Source organism: Bradyrhizobium sp. HKCCYLS3077 (genome assembly GCF_051167555.1).
Lineage (GTDB): Bacteria > Pseudomonadota > Alphaproteobacteria > Rhizobiales > Xanthobacteraceae > Bradyrhizobium.
Window position 1 is genome coordinate 1,101,725 of sequence record NZ_JBNPTH010000002.1, and the last position, 15,761, is coordinate 1,117,485.

The window sequence follows — 15,761 nt, forward strand, 5'->3', positions numbered from 1 at the left end:
ATAAAGTCAATGAATTCAATGGATTGCGCGGAGTTCTGAAATGGCTGGCGAGCCTTGGCTGCGACCAGCGGGCGCTGCCGGGGCAGGCATCTGCTGCCCCGTTTGTCTCCGATCAGATTAACCTATTTTTCAAGCGGATGCCCGAGGGTTTCCCGGGGCGTCCGTCCCGGCCTGTGCGCGCGCCGTCGCGGCGCGCCTGATGATCGAGCCCGACCGGAGTGATAGATGCGTCAGTTGATTGCAAACTTCCTGAAGAATCAGGCTGGCGCGACCTCGATCGAATACGCCATCATCGCCGGCGGCTTGAGCATCGTGATCCTTGCCGCGGTCAACGGCCTCGGCTCGGGACTGAGCAGCAAGTTCACCGCGATCAATACGTCTATCAAATAGAACGATCGTCCCGCCGCAGCCGGATCAATTCGAAGGCGCCGTGTGTCCGCACGGCGCCCTTTGTATTTGCCACCCCCGCAGCCGCTTGAAAAAGACAAAGCTTCCGGCGGGGCATCGCCGGAAGCTTTGGAGCGGTTGAGGTTTGATCGTCTAGCGTCAGAAGTTGCGCTGGGCGCGCAGCAGCATGCTGACCGTGTCCTGGTCGCGGAGCTGATACGTGGCGGCCGGCTTGGCCGTGCTCGTGACCGCCGGAGCGATCGCGGTGCCCGAGAACTTCTGGTCGAGGTGGCTGTAGGTCACGTCGGCCGAGAAGGTCAGGCCCTTCACCGGAGTCCAGCGCGTGATCAGGCCGATCTGCCCGAGGTTGAAGTCGGGATTGCAGGTCGAGCCCGCCGTGAGCATGGCGGTCGCGGCGATGCCGGTGCAGATCAGGTTCGTGCCGGTCTGGCCGTAGCGGACCTGGGCGTAGGCGCCGTACAGCGCCGTGTTCCAGCGCGGATCCCAATTGTGGGTGTAGGCGCCGCGCATGCCCCAGGTCTGCACGGTCGAGAGGCCCGTGCCTGCGCCGTAGACCGCGTCGGCGACGCCGGCGAAGCCGATGCTCTGGTAGGCGCCGGGCACGCCGGTGCTGCCGTACATCGAATAGGACGTCGAGGCCAAGCTCTGGAAGTTGTAGCGGCTGGCACCGTCGGTATAGACCGCCTGCAGGTTGACGACGTCGCCCGGACCGGTCGGGATGTTCTTGATCGACAACGACGCCTGAGCAGCCCAGCCCCATTTGTCGGACGGATGGCCCGACGTTTCCGTCGCGCCATAATAGGCCGTGTGGTTGTCATGCGCGGCGAACGACGCCTGGAAAATGCCCCAGGCCTGGTCGACGCGAACCATGCCGATGATGTCCGGCGACACGTTGCCGCCGATGCTGCTGGTGCCGTAGGCGCCGCCGAGCACGCCCGCCGCGGTGATGCCCGAGGTGTTCCAGATGTTGGTGGTGAAGAACTGGGTCTGGTCCTCCAGCGAAATCGCGGCGGTGATGCCCTGGCCGAAATCGGCGGTGTAGGTCAGCTGGTTGACGCCGTTGTTGGAGCCGCTGCCGCCGACGAGACCGTCGAAATTGTTGCCCGGATAGTTGGTCCACGGCGCGTCGAAGGTCGACACCGCCTTACCCATGGTGAAGCCGGCGAACTGGATGAAGGCGTAGTAGACGCCGAGCGTGCCGCCCGAGATGGCGTCGCCCGTATAGGCGGTCGCGCCGCCGCCGGTGCCGGCGGTGGAGCCGGAGGTCCAGGTCAGGACCGCGTCGAAATAGGTGCGGACCACGCCATACTCGGTGGCTGTCCGCGTATCGATGTTGATGTCCTGGCGCGACCGCATCTGATAGCGGTTGCTGAGGCGGTTGTCGGCGCCGGCCACGCCGCCATAGGCGCCACCATAGTTGCTGTTGGTCCACAGCGCGGTTTCGGCGCGCACATAGCCGCCGAGCTTGATACAGGTGTCGGTGCCGGGCATGTAGTAGAAGCCGGTGCCGTACAGCGAGCACACCTTGACATACTCGACGGCCTTGGCCTTGAGCGGAAGGTCTGCAGCGTGAGCCGCCGCGGCGGACAGTATCACTGCTCCCGTTCCAAGAAGCAGGCCCCTGATCGTCTTCATCTCAATCTCTCCGGTTGATCGGCGGTCACACGGCCCCCCGCGTGTCGCCTCTGGCGGTTGCCAGCTTCTGCTTTCACACCCGCATTCCCGCTCAGGCCGATCGGCTTGGCTCTCGGTGGCATGAATGAAGTGTGCACCAGCTCATTTCAATTTGATGAATCTGGGCTGGTTTGCCCGTGTTCCACTCGGTCGTCGTTAACGTGCTCTCGGATCGCACGAGCTTCGACGCGGCAACGCCACCGTTGTGTCCGTTCTGGAACAATCTGTTAATGATGATAATCATGAATAGGGTAGGTGGGAATCCCGAACAATCACGGGGGAATCACGCAAGCTGCGCACACGATGGTGCGTTCACGCATCACTCGGAATGCGCGGCACGCGTCGGAGTGCGATCAGGCTCTCAGCGGCGATTCGATTCAATCGTTATGGACGAGCGATGTGACGTCGCTGCAACCAGTTCGTTGCCGCCGACGTCCGAGGCTCGCGTGATTCGATCGAGCGTGGCGCCGCTGCGCCATCGCTTGACGAAGTCGAGAAACACCTGCAGCGGCATCGGCGGTTGCCGTCGGCTCGGGTGATAGAGGAACAGTCCAGGCATCGTATGGCTCCAGCCGGGCAGGAGCCGCACCAGCCGTCCGTCCGCCAGATGCTGGTCGATCATCGGCTCGACGAGGTAGGCCACTCCGATGCCGTCGAGCGCGGCATTCAGCGCGAGGTCGAGATCGTTGACGGTCAGCGCGCCCTCCACCGCGATCTCCGTGTGATCGCCGCCATTGTCGAAGATCCAGGGCTGCAACGTCTCGTCGGCCGGCGCGCGATGACGGATGCAGTTGTGGCTCTGCAGATCTTCGGGAACCATGGGCGTCGGATGGGCTGCGAGATAGCCGGGGGAGGCCACGGCCACGAAGCTGCATTCGTCGAACACGCGAATGACCTTCATGTCGCGTTCGACGCGATGGCCCGCGCGAATGCCGGCATCGAATCGATTGCGGACGATGTCGCTGTTGGTGTCGTCGACGGCGAGTTCGAGATGGATGTCCGGGTATTCGGCGAGGAATGACCGGATCAGCGGACCGAGGCCGCGCATGGCGAACACGCGCGACACCGTCAAGCGCAACGTGCCCATCGGCTTGTCGCGAAAGGCGTTGATGCTCTCGATGGCCTGATCGACACGTTCGAGAGCCGGCTGAATTTCCGCCAGCAGCCGCTCGCCGGCCGCCGTCAGCGCCACGCTGCGCGTCGTGCGGTTGAACAGCCGGACGTCGAGCCGTTCCTCGAGGCCCTTGATCGTCTGGCTGATGGTCGGCAGCGAGCAACCGATGTGGGCGGCCGCCTTGGTGAAGCTCAACGTATCCGCGACGGCCGCGAACGCCGAGAGCTCGGACAGCTGAACACGCGCCATGGGCTAGCCGCGCCATGCCCGGCAATGGCTTCCGACATGCTGGACCATTCATACCCCCTGATACGCCGCGTCGTGCAGCCGGACCGACTCCGCCAAGGTCGCTCCATCATCGACCAGCCGCCTTCGCGTGGAAGCTGCGCCCGATCATTCACCCGCGCCGCAGAGCTAGGCGCGGCGTGCTCATTCCGCAAGCACGCAGGCGGCATCGAACCGATCACAAATCCGCGCCCAGCTTTGGAGGCGGGAATAGCGGACCAGCTCAGCAAAACCAGCGCCTCACCGGTAAGGATGAGGAAGTTGGGATCAGAGGAGGAGCTTAGAGGAGGGACGACACGTTGAAGCGACGGCGGGTTCCACCTGTGGCGCTTCAGTGCGTCCGCGAGGTGTCATCCGGCCTTTCGCGAGCGAGCGGTCGTCCGAACCGGCTTCTCGGCCTTCTTCGGCTCGTCCGCCTTCTTCGCCTCGTCCTTGGCCTTCTTGCCGCTGATCGGCAGCAGCATCTCGCGCTGGCCTTCGACGCGCTTCTTCGGCTTCTTCGCCTTGGCCTTCGGCGCGCTGGCGGTGGCCGGGGCCGGTGCCTTGTCGCCCTCGCTGGCAAGGCTGCGCTTCAACGCATCCATCAGGTTGATGACGTTGCCGGTCGACTTCGGCGCGGCCTTGGCGGTGATGGTCACGCCGTTGCGTTTCTTGTTGATGAGTTCGACCAGTGCGGCCTCGTAGTGGTCTTCGAAGTTTTCCGGCTGGAAGTCGGCCGATTTCTTCTCGACGATGTGCTTGGCGAGATCGAGCATGTCGCCGGTGATCTTCACATCCTGGATGTCGTCGAAATATTCGTCCTCGTTGCGCACCTCGTAGGGATAGCGCAGCAGCGTGCCCATCAGCCCCTTGCCGAGCGGCTCCAGTGCGATGATGTGCTCGCGGTTGGTGAGCACCACGCGACCGATCGCGACCTTGTCCATGCTGCGGATGGTCTCGCGGATCACCGCAAAGGCGTCATGGCCGACCTTGCCGTCGGGCACGAGATAATAGGGGCGGATCAGATAGCGGCTGTCGATATCCGTGCGCGGCACGAACTCGTCGATCTCGATCGTGTGGGTCGATTCCAGCGCGATGTCGTCGAGCTCGTCCTTGGTGACCTCGATGTAGGTGTCGGTGTCGACCTTGTAGCCCTTGACGATGTCCTCGTTGGCTACTTCCTCGCCGGTCTCGGCGTCGACGCGGCTGTATTTGATGCGATGGCCGGTCTTGCGGTTGATCTGGTTGAAGGAGACTTTTTCGGATTCCGACGTGGCCGGATAGAGCGCGACCGGGCAGGTCACGAGCGATAGCCGCAGAAAACCCTTCCAATTGGCGCGCGGGGCCATGTCTCCACTCCACTCAACTGCAAACTGACGGGCGAACTCCCCGGGACCGGGCTGCTGCGGACTTAGTTCTCGCTACGGCCGCGAGGATAACATCGCAGGCCGCGGATTCAACAAGCCTACCCGCAGATTCTAAGAGCGGCGTTAACTGGTCGCATGCGGGGGCCGGGCCGGAACATCATCTGGGGGCCGACGTTGCCAACTGAGCAAGTGAGAGAACGCGATATTGCGTTCGAGAACAGCAGCGAGCTGAGGGCGCCATGGCAACAAGACGAGGGTCGCAGATCGTCGAAACTCCCACCGAAGCCCGGCAGGGCGAACCCGGGCCGTCGGTGCTGGCGATGCTGGCCATCTCCACGGGGCTGGCGCTGCTGGTCCTGGGCCTCGTGTGGTTCGTGTTCTTCCATACCTGAGGGCGCATCGAGATGTCGGCTGGCCGTGACACCGCGGCCGGCCTCCATCGCTTCGCACCAAATCAAGCCCGGCCATCCCCATGGCCGGGCTTTTCATCGCGGTGTTCCAGAGCGTATATCCGCCTCAATTCTGTCGGCCCTTGCCGGCGGCCCCGACCGAGATGACCAAAAAGTAACCCGTTCGGTCGGGTTCCGTTCATGCGCGGTTCACGGCCTTCCGGTTCATCTTGAGGGCGGAAATCGTGCAGTTCAGCTTTGGAGGCAAGCGTGCGTCTGCTCGTTGTCGAGGACGATCCGGATCTCAACCGTCAGCTCACCACGGCCCTGAGCGACGCCGGCTACGTCGTGGACCGTGCGTTCGATGGTGAGGAGGGGCATTACCTGGGCGACAGCGAGCCCTATGACGCTGTCGTGCTCGATATCGGCCTGCCGAAGATGGATGGCATCTCCGTCCTCGAAGCCTGGCGTCGTAACGGCCGGGCGATGCCGGTCCTGATCCTCACCGCGCGCGACCGCTGGAGCGACAAGGTGCAGGGCTTCGATGCCGGCGCCGACGATTACGTCGCCAAGCCGTTCCACCTCGAGGAGGTGCTGGCGCGCATCCGCGCGCTGCTCCGCCGCTCGGCCGGTCATGCCCAGAGCGAACTGACCTGTGGCCCCGTCACGCTCGATACCCGCACCGGCAAGGTCAGCGTGTCAGGCAACCCCGTCAAGATGACCTCACACGAATACCGGCTGCTGTCCTACCTGATGCATCATTCCGGCCGCGTGGTCTCGCGCAGCGAACTGGTCGAGCATCTCTACGACCAGGACTTCGACCGCGACTCCAACACCATCGAGGTGTTCGTTGGCCGCATCCGGAAGAAGCTCGACTGCGACGTCATCCAGACCGTGCGCGGCCTCGGCTATCTCCTGACGCCGCCCCCGGCAGCCGGCGCCTGAACCGTCTCCGGCGCCCGCCATCGAGGTGGCCGGGCGCCGGACGTTTCGCTAATTTGCGGTCATGCGCCAGAGTTCACTTGCCACCCGGTTGTTCCTGTCCGCGACCGCGTGGCTCGTGGTCATCCTCGCCATCACCGGCATCGTGCTGTCCTCGGTCTATCGCAATGCGACCGAGCGCGCCTTTGACCGCAGGATCAACCTCTACCTGCGCACCTTGATCGCCGAGGTCGCCACTCCCGACGATCCGCCCGACCGGCAATTCCAGTCGCTCGGCGAGCCGCTGTTCGAGCTGCCCCTGTCCGGCTGGTATTGGCAGATCACGCGCACCGACACCGAGAAGCCGGAGGTGAGGGCCTCGCGCTCGCTGTGGGACAAGAAGCTGCCCAAGCTGGAGGAGCAGGGGATCGAGCTGACCGCGGCCGGTATCCGGATCGGCTATGTCGAGGGACCGGAGAACCAGGATCTGCGCATGGTCGAGCGGCCCGTGGACCTCGGCTCGGACGGCAAATTCCTGGTCAGCGTCGCCGGGGACGCGTCCGAGATCTTCGACGAGACCCGCAGCTTCGACTACTATCTCGGCGGCACCTTCACCGCGCTCGGCGTCGTGCTGCTGCTGACCACCATCTTCCAGGTCCGTTACGGCCTCGCGCCGCTGAAGCGCATCTCCGAATCGATCGCCGACATCCGCTCCGGCCGGGCGGAGCGGCTCGAAGGCGAGTTTCCGGTCGAAATCGCCCCCCTGGCGCGCGAAACCAACGCGCTGATCGATGCCAATCGCGAGATCGTCGAGCGGGCGCGCACCCATGTCGGCAATCTCGCCCATGCCATCAAGACGCCGCTGTCCGTGATCGTGAACGAAGCGACCACCCACGCGGCCGATCCGTTCGCGGCCAAGGTGATGGAGCAGGCCGATGTGATGCGCGACCAGGTCGCCCACCACCTCGAGCGGGCGCGGATCGCGGCGCGCGTGACGATCGTGTCGACCGTCACCGAAGTGGCGCCGGCGATCGAGGCGCTGCGCCGCACCATGGAGAAGATCTATCGCGATCGCAGCATCCTGGTCGAGGCCACGACCGACCCGTCGGCGCGGTTTCGCGGCGAGCGCCAGGATCTGGAGGAGATGGTCGGCAATCTCGTCGACAATGCCTGCAAATGGGCGACCTCCCGGGTTTCCGTCGAACTGACGGTGGAGCCGCCGGCGCAGCCGGGGGCATCGCCGATGCTGCGCATCATCGTCGATGACGATGGCCGGGGCCTCTCGGCGGCCGAGCGCGCCCAGGTGCTGCGGCGCGGCCAGCGACTCGACGAATCCAAGCCGGGGTCGGGCCTCGGCCTGTCGATCGTCACCGATCTGGCGGCGCTCTATGGCGGCCGGCTGACCCTGGGCGATGCGCCGACCGGCGGTCTCCGGGCCGAACTCCGGCTGCCCGGCGTTTGACGGGCCGCGAATTTCACCATCCTAAAGGTGTTCTTAACATCGCGGACGCTAAGGTCGGTGCAGGGGTGCGCAATGTGCGCTCTCGCGGTGGAAATTTGCACGCCGGCGCATGGGTCAGACAGCTCAAGAACGATTGAGAGAATATCTCGGGCAGCTGCCGCCGAATGCGCAGTCGTTGCTGATGCGCGAGTTCGAACGCGCCATCGAGCGCGGCCAGGACGTGGCGGTCGCCACGCTGGTGCTCGAGCAGTTGCGCAAGGTCGCGCGTCCCGTTGCGCCGGCTGCGGCTGCGGCTGCGGCTGCGGCTCCGGCCGAAGCCGCCCGTTCGACGCCCGCCCGCGCCGCGCCCGCCGAGGCCGCTCCGCCCAAGCCTGCAGCCGAGACCGCGCCAGCGCCCGGCCCGTCGCGCGAGGATCGCCGGCAGAGCGGCGATGCACCGCGCCGGCTGTTCCGGCCGCTCGAACCGTTCCTGACCGATTCCACCGGTCCGCTGCGTCCCGGACAGATCCGCCGCGGCTCGCTGCTTGCCGTCTGGCAGTGGCTCGGACGCGAGGGCGCGCCCGAGCGCTATGCCGAGTTCGAGGCCGCGATGTCGGCCGGCGGCGACAGCTCGCGCGAGATCGAGATGGCCGCCCGCAAGCTGCAGCTCGCCGCCGCCGAGTCCCTGATGAAGCTCGTGGGCCCGAACGCGACCGGCGACCGCCAGCGTCTGCTGGCCCGCATCGGCGCGCCCAGCGTGATCGAGGACCTCCTGCCGATCGCGCTGGTGCTGCAGAATCGCGAGGCGCTCGACGGTCTCAACGGACGCCTGCCGGGCATCATCCGGACGCTCGGCGATTCGCAGATCGCCTCCGTCACCGACGCGATCAACGTGCCGTCGCTGCAGACGCCCTTGATGCTGCCGTTCGCGCTGTCGCTGGTGATGCAGCGCCTAGCCGCGCCATGGCAGATCATCCGCCTTGCTACCAAGATCGCCGCGTCCGACGACGAGATCCGGGTCGCGGCAACCCCGTTCGGCGTCGCCGTGACCATCGCGCTCAATGATCTCGCGGGTCTTGCCGCGGTGCTGCGCGCCGACATCCGGCGCGGGCACTTCTCCAATCTCGGCGACACGCTGAAGACCTTGCACGACGGCGTCCGCGGCCTGCGCACCGAGCTCGACCTGCGCTCGGAATCAAACTGGGGCAAGCAGCTCACCGCGATCCGCGCCGACATCTCCAACGCGCTGCAATCCGAGATCGACAGCGTGCCGGGCCGCGCCCGCCGCATCCTGCGCCAGCGCGCCGACAAGGACATTCCGGCCGGCGCCGGCGTCGACACCGGCGAGGTCGAGGAGGTCGCGGCGCTGATCGAGTTCGTCGCGGTATGCCGCAACTATGCCAGCGAGCTCGCCATCAACGAGGTCACGCTGCGGACCTATTCCGACCTGCAGCAATATGTCGAGAAGGCCACCGAGGCGCTGGTGCAGTCGCTGCGCTCGGGCGACGCGCGGGCGCGCGCCTATCGGCAGTCGCAGGTTTCGGCGGCGATCCGCTTCTGCCATGTCCTGTTCGGCAACGACTACGCCCAATTGATGAGCCGGTCGGCCGAGAATGCGTTGAATGGCGAACGAAAATCTTCGCGCGCCGGCTGATCTTTTGCTATCTTCCACCCGTATTTGAAGAGTTCGATTTTCGGTTGTCCCGGGGGACGGGGCAACTCAGACGCTTCCGCCGCACGTTCAGCCTTTAAGTTCAGCCGTTTTCATCAAGACCATGATTTCCGTCATCAACTTCGTCGAAGTCGAGAATCGCGTGGTACGCGCGACCTATCGCAACCTCATGATCAAGGCCAAGGTCGTGCTCGTCGACAAGACGAGCGGGGCACAGCTCGCCGATCCCGTCACCACCATCGCCTCGCCGGTGCCGGCCGGCTCGCTGCGGATCAGGCTGACCGACGAGGTCAGGCCGGGGACCTACTTCCTGATGGCCCTCAACGGGCACGGCAGCTACCTCGCCAAGAGCGCCGAGTTCGAGGTGCCTTAATTACGTAATCCTCCTGAGTTTTTCGGCTTTGGGGAGTGCGCTACCAGGGCGGCAATTGTGAATTGCCGCCGGGAACGCTGCTGGTTAAAAGCGCGGCAATGCGCCTGCCGGTGGGCGCTGTGGAACCCTGTCGATGACGCTCTGGTTCGTGTTCGCCGTGATGACGGCCGCGGCGATCTTCGCCGTCCTGCTGCCGCTCGGGCTGGGCGCGCGCGCCGCCACCGAGGGCCGCGAGGTCGTCGTCTACAAGGACCAGCTCGCCGAGATCGATCGCGACGTCGAAACCGGCCTGATCGGCAAGGCCGAGGCCGAGGCGGCCCGGGTCGAGATCGGCCGCCGGCTGCTGGCCGCCGCCGACCAGGAGCAGGCCGCGCCGGCGAGGACCAGCCTGGGCTTGCGCCGGATGGCGGCCGTGCTGGCGCTGGTCGGGCTGCCGATCGTGGCGCTCGCGGTCTATCTGCCGCTCGGCTCGCCGCAACTGCCGGACTTTCCGCTCACCGCCCGCGCCACGCCGGCCGACGGTTCGCAGCCGCTGGAAAACCTGGTGTCGCAGGTCGAGCAGCATCTGCAGAAGAATCCGACCGACGGCCGCGGCTGGACGGTGCTCGCCCCCGTCCTGGCGCGGCTCGGCCGCACCGAGGACGCCATCCGCGCCTATCGCAACATGATCACTTATGCCGGCGACGGCGCCGCCAAGCGCGCCGATCTCGGCGAGGTGATCACGGCTGCCGCGGGCGGGGTGGTCACCGCCGAGGCCAAGGCCGAGTTCGAGCGCGGCCACGCGCTCGACGCCGACGAGCCGAAATCCAACTATTATCTTGGCCTGGCCGCCGAGCAGGACGGCCGCAAGGACGACGCCGCCAAGATCTGGCGGGGCATGCTGAGCAAGGGCCCGGCGGATGCGCCATGGCGGCCGCTGGTGGTGGCCGCGCTCGCCCGCGTCGGCGGCGGCGAGGCGCCGGCGCTGCCGAGCGAGGCGATGGCCGCCGCCAAGGACATGAGCGCCGGCGATCGCGACACGATGATCCGCGGCATGGTCGATCGCCTGGCGACGCGGCTGAAAGAGAATGGCGACGACCCCGAGGGCTGGCTGCGGCTGGTGCGCGCTTATGTCGTGCTGGGTGATCTCGACAAGGCCAAATCGGCGTTATCCGATGCAAGGCAGGCCGTGAAGGATGCCGATCGGTTGCGCCAGCTCAACGAGGCCGTGAAGACCTTCGGGCTGGATGGATGATGAGCGGCGCTTTCGCCGCGAACGGGATGTTGGGATGACACGCAAGCAGAGGCGTTTGACGATCATCGGCGGGGCGCTGTTCGTGCTCGCGGTCGCGGCCGGGCTGGTGCTGAACGCGCTGCGCGACTCCATCGTGTTCTTCTCGACGCCGACCATGGTCGCGGAGAAGCATGTTCCCGCTGGCAAGCGCTTCCGTCTCGGCGGCCTGGTGCAGCCGGGCTCGCTGAAGCGCGGCGACGATCTCGCGGTCACCTTCGAGGTTGCCGACGGCGGCGCCAAGCTCCCGGTCGCCTACAAGGGCATCCTGCCGGACCTGTTCCGTGAAGGGCAGGGCGTCGTCGCCGAAGGCGCGCTCGATGCCTCCGGCGTGTTCAAGGCGGATACCGTGCTCGCCAAGCATGACGAGACCTACATGCCGAAGGAAGTCGCCGACAGCCTCAAGAAACAAGGCCATTGGAAGGACGATTACGGCAAGCCGCAAGGCGCCGCCAAACCGGGCCCGGTGTCGATGCGCGAGGGGGCTGAGAAGACGGCCGCAGGAGCGACGCAGTGATTGCAGAGAGCGGACATTATGCCCTGGTGCTGGCACTCGCGCTGGCGCTGATCCAGTCGACGGTGCCGATGCTCGGCGCGGCCAAGCATGACGTCGCGCTGATGAATGTCGGCCGCTCCGCCGCGCTGGCGCAACTTGTCTTCGCCGGCCTCTCCTTCATCGCGCTGATCACCCTGCACGTGACCTCGGATTTCTCCGTCGCCAACGTGTTCGAGAACTCGCACTCGATGAAGCCGCTGCTCTACAAGATCACCGGCGTCTGGGGAAACCATGAAGGCTCGATGCTGCTGTGGGTGTCGATCCTCGCGCTGTTCGGCGCCATGGTCGCGGCCTTCGGCAACAATCTGCCGCTGTCGCTGCGCGCCCGCGTGCTCGCGGTGCAGGCCTGGGTCGCGAGCGCCTTCTATCTGTTCATCCTGACCACCTCGAACCCGTTCGCGCGCCTCGCCACGCCGCCGATCGAGGGCCGCGACCTCAATCCGGTGCTGCAGGACATCGGGCTCGCCGTGCATCCGCCGATGCTCTATCTCGGCTATGTCGGTTTCTCGATCTCGTTCTCCTTCGCCATCGCAGCCCTGATCGAGGGCCGCATCGATGCGGCCTGGGCGCGCTGGGTGCGGCCGTGGACCTTGATGGCCTGGATCTTCCTGACGCTCGGCATCGCCATGGGCTCGTACTGGGCCTATTACGAGCTCGGCTGGGGCGGCTGGTGGTTCTGGGACCCGGTCGAGAACGCCTCGCTGATGCCCTGGCTCGCCGGCACCGCGCTGCTGCACTCCGCGCTCGTCATGGAGAAGCGCAACGCGCTCAAGGTCTGGACCATCCTGCTCTCGATCCTGACCTTCTCGCTGTCGCTGCTCGGCACCTTCCTGGTGCGCTCCGGCGTCATCACCTCGGTGCACGCCTTCGCCAGTGATCCGACGCGCGGCGTGTTCATCCTCGGCATCCTCGTGCTGTTCATCGGCGGCAGCCTGACCTTGTTCGCCGGCCGCGCCACGGCGCTGAAGCAGGGCGGGCTGTTCGCGCCGATCTCGCGCGAGGGCGCGCTGGTACTGAACAATCTGCTGCTCACCGTGTCCTGCGCCACCGTGCTGTTCGGCACGCTCTATCCCGTCATCATGGAAGCGCTCGACTTCAAGCTCTCGGTCGGCGCGCCGTTCTACAACCTCACCTTCGGCCCCTTGTTCGCGCTGCTGCTGCTGATGGTGCCGTTCGGCCCGATGCTGGCGTGGAAGCGCGGTGATCTGGTCGCGGCGACCCAGCGGCTGCTGGCCGCCGGCATTGCCTCGCTGGTGGCGATCGCGATCGCCTGGGCCTGGGCGCGCGGCGGCAGCGCGCTGGCGCCGCTCGGCATCGGCCTCGGCGTCTTCGTCATTGTCGGCGCCATCGTCGATCTGGTCGAGCGCAGCGGCATCACCCGCGTGCCGGTCAAGACCGCGCTACATCGGACCAAGGGTCTGCCGCGCTCGGTGTGGGGCACGGCGTTCGCGCATGCCGGCCTCGGCGTCGCGCTGCTCGGCATCGTCTGCGAGACCACCTGGAACAGCGAGCTGATCTCGACCCTCCGTCCCGGCGACATGCGCAACCTCGCCGGCTACCAGATCAAGTTCGACGGCATGACCCAGCGCCAGGGCCCGAACTTCACCGAAGTGATCAGCACCTTCGTGATCAGCGAGGACGGCAGGCAGCTCGCGGTGATGACGCCGAGCAAGCGCAGCTTTGCGACGCGCGGCATGTCGACCACCGAGGCCGCGCTGCTGACGCGCGGCGTCAGCCAGCTCTATGTCTCGCTCGGCGACACCACGGCGGACGGCGGCCTCGCCGTGCGCATCTATCACAAGCCGCTGGTGCTGCTGATCTGGTTCGGCCCGGTGCTGATGGCGTTCGGCGGCTTGCTGTCGCTGTCCGATCGCCGCCTGCGCGTCGGCGCGCCGCGGCCGGCGCGGGCCGCGCGTGCCTTGCAGCCGGCGGAGTAGGGCGGATGCGACGCATTCTCGGCTCGCTCGCACTCGCGCTGCTGCTGATTGGCGCACCCGTGGCGCATGCCGTGCAGCCCGACGAGGTGATGTCGGACACGGCCAAGGAGCAGCGCGCCCGCGCGCTGTCGCGCGAGCTGCGCTGCATGGTCTGCCAGAACCAGTCGATCGACGATTCCGACGCGCCTTTGGCGCGCGACCTGCGCCTGCTGGTGCGCGAGCGTCTCGCCGCCGGTGACAGCGACAATCAGGTGCTCGACTTCCTGGTCGCCCGCTACGGCCAGTTCGTGCTGCTCAAGCCGCGCTTCGAGCGCCAGACCCTGCTGCTCTGGCTGCTGCCCCCGGTGCTGCTGCTCGGCGGCGGGCTGGCGCTGTGGTGGCAGGTCCGCCGCCGCGCCCAGCGCGGAAGTGAGGTGACGCCGAAGCTGACGGCCGAGGAGGAAGCGCGCCTCGCCGCGCTGATGGCGGCGGAAAAGCAGCCGCCGGCGACTTGAACGCCAGAGGGAATTCCCGGTTTCGGGTGTTGCTCCTCTTCATGAACACGCCGCTTGGCGTGTTCATGGTCGCTGTGCAGGACCGCCCTGGGTGCCAGACCCTCATGGTGAGGAGCGCCGCGCGACGGTCGAGCCGACACGCATGGTCTTCATGGCGGCGCGTCTCGAACCATGAGGCCGAGGTCTCGGGCCTCGCCCTTCGAGACGCCCGCCCCAAGGGGGCGGGCTCCTCAGGGTGAGGAGTGAGAGCGGGGTGGCCGCACGTGCGACGTGCGGATGGCGCTATTGATAACGCTTCCCGCCCGCACCGTCCCAAAACCCCCGCACTCTCCCGTGCTCCGCCGGCCCCCGCGCTTTCATCTTATTTTACCATTGTCTGGGACTGTGCGTTGACATTCCGTCTGACGCGTCCGGGCAAGGTCCATGTTCTCCAACAGCAATCTGACGATCCGCTTCCTCGTGGGAGGCGTCGTCGCCTCGCTGCTGCTGCTGTTGGCGATCGGCGGTGGCACCGGCTTCATCGCGGTGCTCTATCTCAACAACCAGATCACCAGCCTGTCGCAGGACTTCGCCACGCTCAGCGGTCCCGCGCGTGACCATGCGACGCTGACCTATCAGCAGGCGCAGTCGGCGTTCTCCTGGTTCCTGATCGCCTGCGTCGCGATCGCCGTGTTCGCCAGCGCCGTCTGCCTGATGACCTATGCCGCCGTGCAGAACGGCATCCTGCGTCCGCTCGCCGCGATGGTCGCGGCCATGCGCGACGTCGCCGGCCAGAAATACGACACGCGCATCCCCGGCCTTGGCCTGACCAACGAGATCGGCCAGCTCGCCGGCGCGCTGGAGGTGTTCAAGACCAACGGCATCGAGCGCCAGCGCCTCACCGAGCGCGAGCTGCAGGAGGCGCAGCGCCAGGGCGAGCGCTCGCGCTTCCTCGACGGCCGCATCCACTCCTTCAACGAGCTCGTCGCCAGCGTCGTCAGCAGCGTCGCCTCGTCGGCCGTGCGTCTCAAGAGCAACGCCGAGACGCTGTCGCGCGCCGCCAACGACACCTCGGCCAAGGCCAACGCGGTGGAGGCCGCCGCCAACCACGCCAATCGCAGCGTGCAGACGGTGGCCGGCTCCACGGAGGAGATGACCTCTTCGATCGGCACCATCAGCCGCCGCGTCTCCGACGCCACCCAGCGCGCCGAGGGCGCGGCGTCGCAGGCCGAGAAGAGCAAGAACACCATCCATTCGCTGTCGGACGCCGCCGAGAAGATCGGCACCGTTGTGCAGCTGGTGCAGGCGATCGCGGCGCAGACCAACCTGCTCGCCCTCAACGCCACCATCGAGGCCGCGCGCGCCGGCGAGGCCGGCAAGGGCTTCTCGGTCGTGGCCTCGGAGGTGAAGAACCTCGCCGACCAGACCAGCAAGGCGACCGACGAGATCTCGGCGCATGTCGCCAGCATCCAGGGCATCACCGCGGAGACCCGCGGCGCCATCGATGGCATCTCGACGACCTTGTCCGAGATCAGCGCCATCATGTCCGGCATCGAGGTCGACACCTCGCAGCAGCGCAACGCCACCCAGGACATCTCCAAGAGCGTCCAGGAGGCCGCCCGCGGCACCGCCGACGTCTCCAACCACATCGCCCAGATCACCTCCACCTCGGCCGAAACCGGCCGCTTGGCCACCGACGCGCGCGACGCCGCCGGTGATCTGTCGCAACAGGCCGAGACGCTCAAGCGCGAGGTCGATGCGTTCATCATCAGCGTGAAGGCGAGCTGAGGCACTCCGTCGCTCAAGCCCGCCGCGTCGTCCCTCCGACCTGTGCCGCACGACACCAGCCAGCCATTCTCTCCGCCGTCATTCCGGGGCATTCGCGGGCAACGCGAATGAGCC

14 protein-coding genes are annotated in these 15,761 nt (G+C 66.5%); 11 read left to right on the forward strand and 3 right to left on the reverse strand.

Translation table 11 applies throughout. The annotated features are described in order from the left end of the window. Positions 1-225: 225 nt before the first annotated feature. Positions 226-390, forward strand: coding sequence for a Flp family type IVb pilin (locus tag ACQR0Z_RS11235; protein WP_434861051.1), 165 nt, complete (start codon positions 226-228; stop codon positions 388-390). 156 nt (positions 391-546) lie between these two features. Here the strand turns inward: ACQR0Z_RS11235 and ACQR0Z_RS11240 are convergent, their stop codons facing one another. The 3 genes from ACQR0Z_RS11240 to ACQR0Z_RS11250 all read right to left on the reverse strand — a co-directional run bounded on the left by ACQR0Z_RS11240 (position 547) and on the right by ACQR0Z_RS11250 (position 4,809). Then, positions 547-2,043, reverse strand: coding sequence for a porin (locus ACQR0Z_RS11240; protein WP_434861052.1), 1,497 nt, complete (start codon positions 2,041-2,043; stop codon positions 547-549). A gap of 400 nt (positions 2,044-2,443) precedes the next feature. After that, a complete protein-coding gene (locus ACQR0Z_RS11245; RefSeq protein ID WP_434918612.1) occupies positions 2,444-3,445 on the reverse strand; it encodes a LysR substrate-binding domain-containing protein in 1,002 nt (333 codons plus the stop codon). Positions 3,446-3,831: 386 nt separating this feature from the next. Next, positions 3,832-4,809, reverse strand: a complete 978-nt coding sequence (locus ACQR0Z_RS11250; protein ID WP_434878343.1) for a Ku protein — start codon at positions 4,807-4,809, stop codon at positions 3,832-3,834. A 257-nt stretch (positions 4,810-5,066) separates the two neighbouring features. Here ACQR0Z_RS11250 and ACQR0Z_RS11255 point away from each other — a divergent pair, with 257 nt between their 5' ends. The 10 genes from ACQR0Z_RS11255 (at position 5,067) to ACQR0Z_RS11300 (ending at position 15,647) form a co-directional block, all read left to right on the forward strand. Further along, complete coding sequence (locus ACQR0Z_RS11255; RefSeq protein ID WP_009027687.1) at positions 5,067-5,219, forward strand: hypothetical protein; 153 nt, start codon at positions 5,067-5,069, stop codon at positions 5,217-5,219. Between the two features lie 267 nt (positions 5,220-5,486). Continuing rightward, complete coding sequence (locus ACQR0Z_RS11260; RefSeq protein ID WP_006614547.1) at positions 5,487-6,161, forward strand: response regulator transcription factor; 675 nt, start codon at positions 5,487-5,489, stop codon at positions 6,159-6,161. Between the two features lie 61 nt (positions 6,162-6,222). Further along, positions 6,223-7,599, forward strand: a complete 1,377-nt coding sequence (locus ACQR0Z_RS11265; protein ID WP_434861055.1) for an ATP-binding protein — start codon at positions 6,223-6,225, stop codon at positions 7,597-7,599. Positions 7,600-7,708: 109 nt separating this feature from the next. Next, positions 7,709-9,232: a hypothetical protein gene (locus ACQR0Z_RS11270; protein WP_434918613.1), complete on the forward strand. Its 1,524-nt coding sequence runs from the start codon at positions 7,709-7,711 to the stop codon at positions 9,230-9,232. Between the two features lie 121 nt (positions 9,233-9,353). After that, positions 9,354-9,623, forward strand: coding sequence for a hypothetical protein (locus ACQR0Z_RS11275; RefSeq protein ID WP_434861057.1), 270 nt, complete (start codon positions 9,354-9,356; stop codon positions 9,621-9,623). Between the two features lie 133 nt (positions 9,624-9,756). Beyond that, positions 9,757-10,857, forward strand: a complete 1,101-nt coding sequence (gene ccmI, locus ACQR0Z_RS11280) for a c-type cytochrome biogenesis protein CcmI (RefSeq protein WP_434918614.1) — start codon at positions 9,757-9,759, stop codon at positions 10,855-10,857. Positions 10,858-10,891: 34 nt separating this feature from the next. Beyond that, positions 10,892-11,410, forward strand: a complete 519-nt coding sequence (gene ccmE, locus ACQR0Z_RS11285) for a cytochrome c maturation protein CcmE (protein ID WP_434861059.1) — start codon at positions 10,892-10,894, stop codon at positions 11,408-11,410. After that, positions 11,407-13,386, forward strand: coding sequence for a heme lyase CcmF/NrfE family subunit (locus ACQR0Z_RS11290; RefSeq protein WP_434918615.1), 1,980 nt, complete (start codon positions 11,407-11,409; stop codon positions 13,384-13,386). The genes ccmE and ACQR0Z_RS11290 overlap by 4 nt, the downstream gene beginning before the upstream one ends. Positions 13,387-13,391: 5 nt before the next feature. Further along, positions 13,392-13,880: a cytochrome c-type biogenesis protein gene (locus ACQR0Z_RS11295; RefSeq protein WP_434918616.1), complete on the forward strand. Its 489-nt coding sequence runs from the start codon at positions 13,392-13,394 to the stop codon at positions 13,878-13,880. Between the two features lie 423 nt (positions 13,881-14,303). After that, positions 14,304-15,647: a methyl-accepting chemotaxis protein gene (locus ACQR0Z_RS11300; protein WP_434918617.1), complete on the forward strand. Its 1,344-nt coding sequence runs from the start codon at positions 14,304-14,306 to the stop codon at positions 15,645-15,647. The last annotated feature ends 114 nt before the right edge of the window (positions 15,648-15,761 follow it).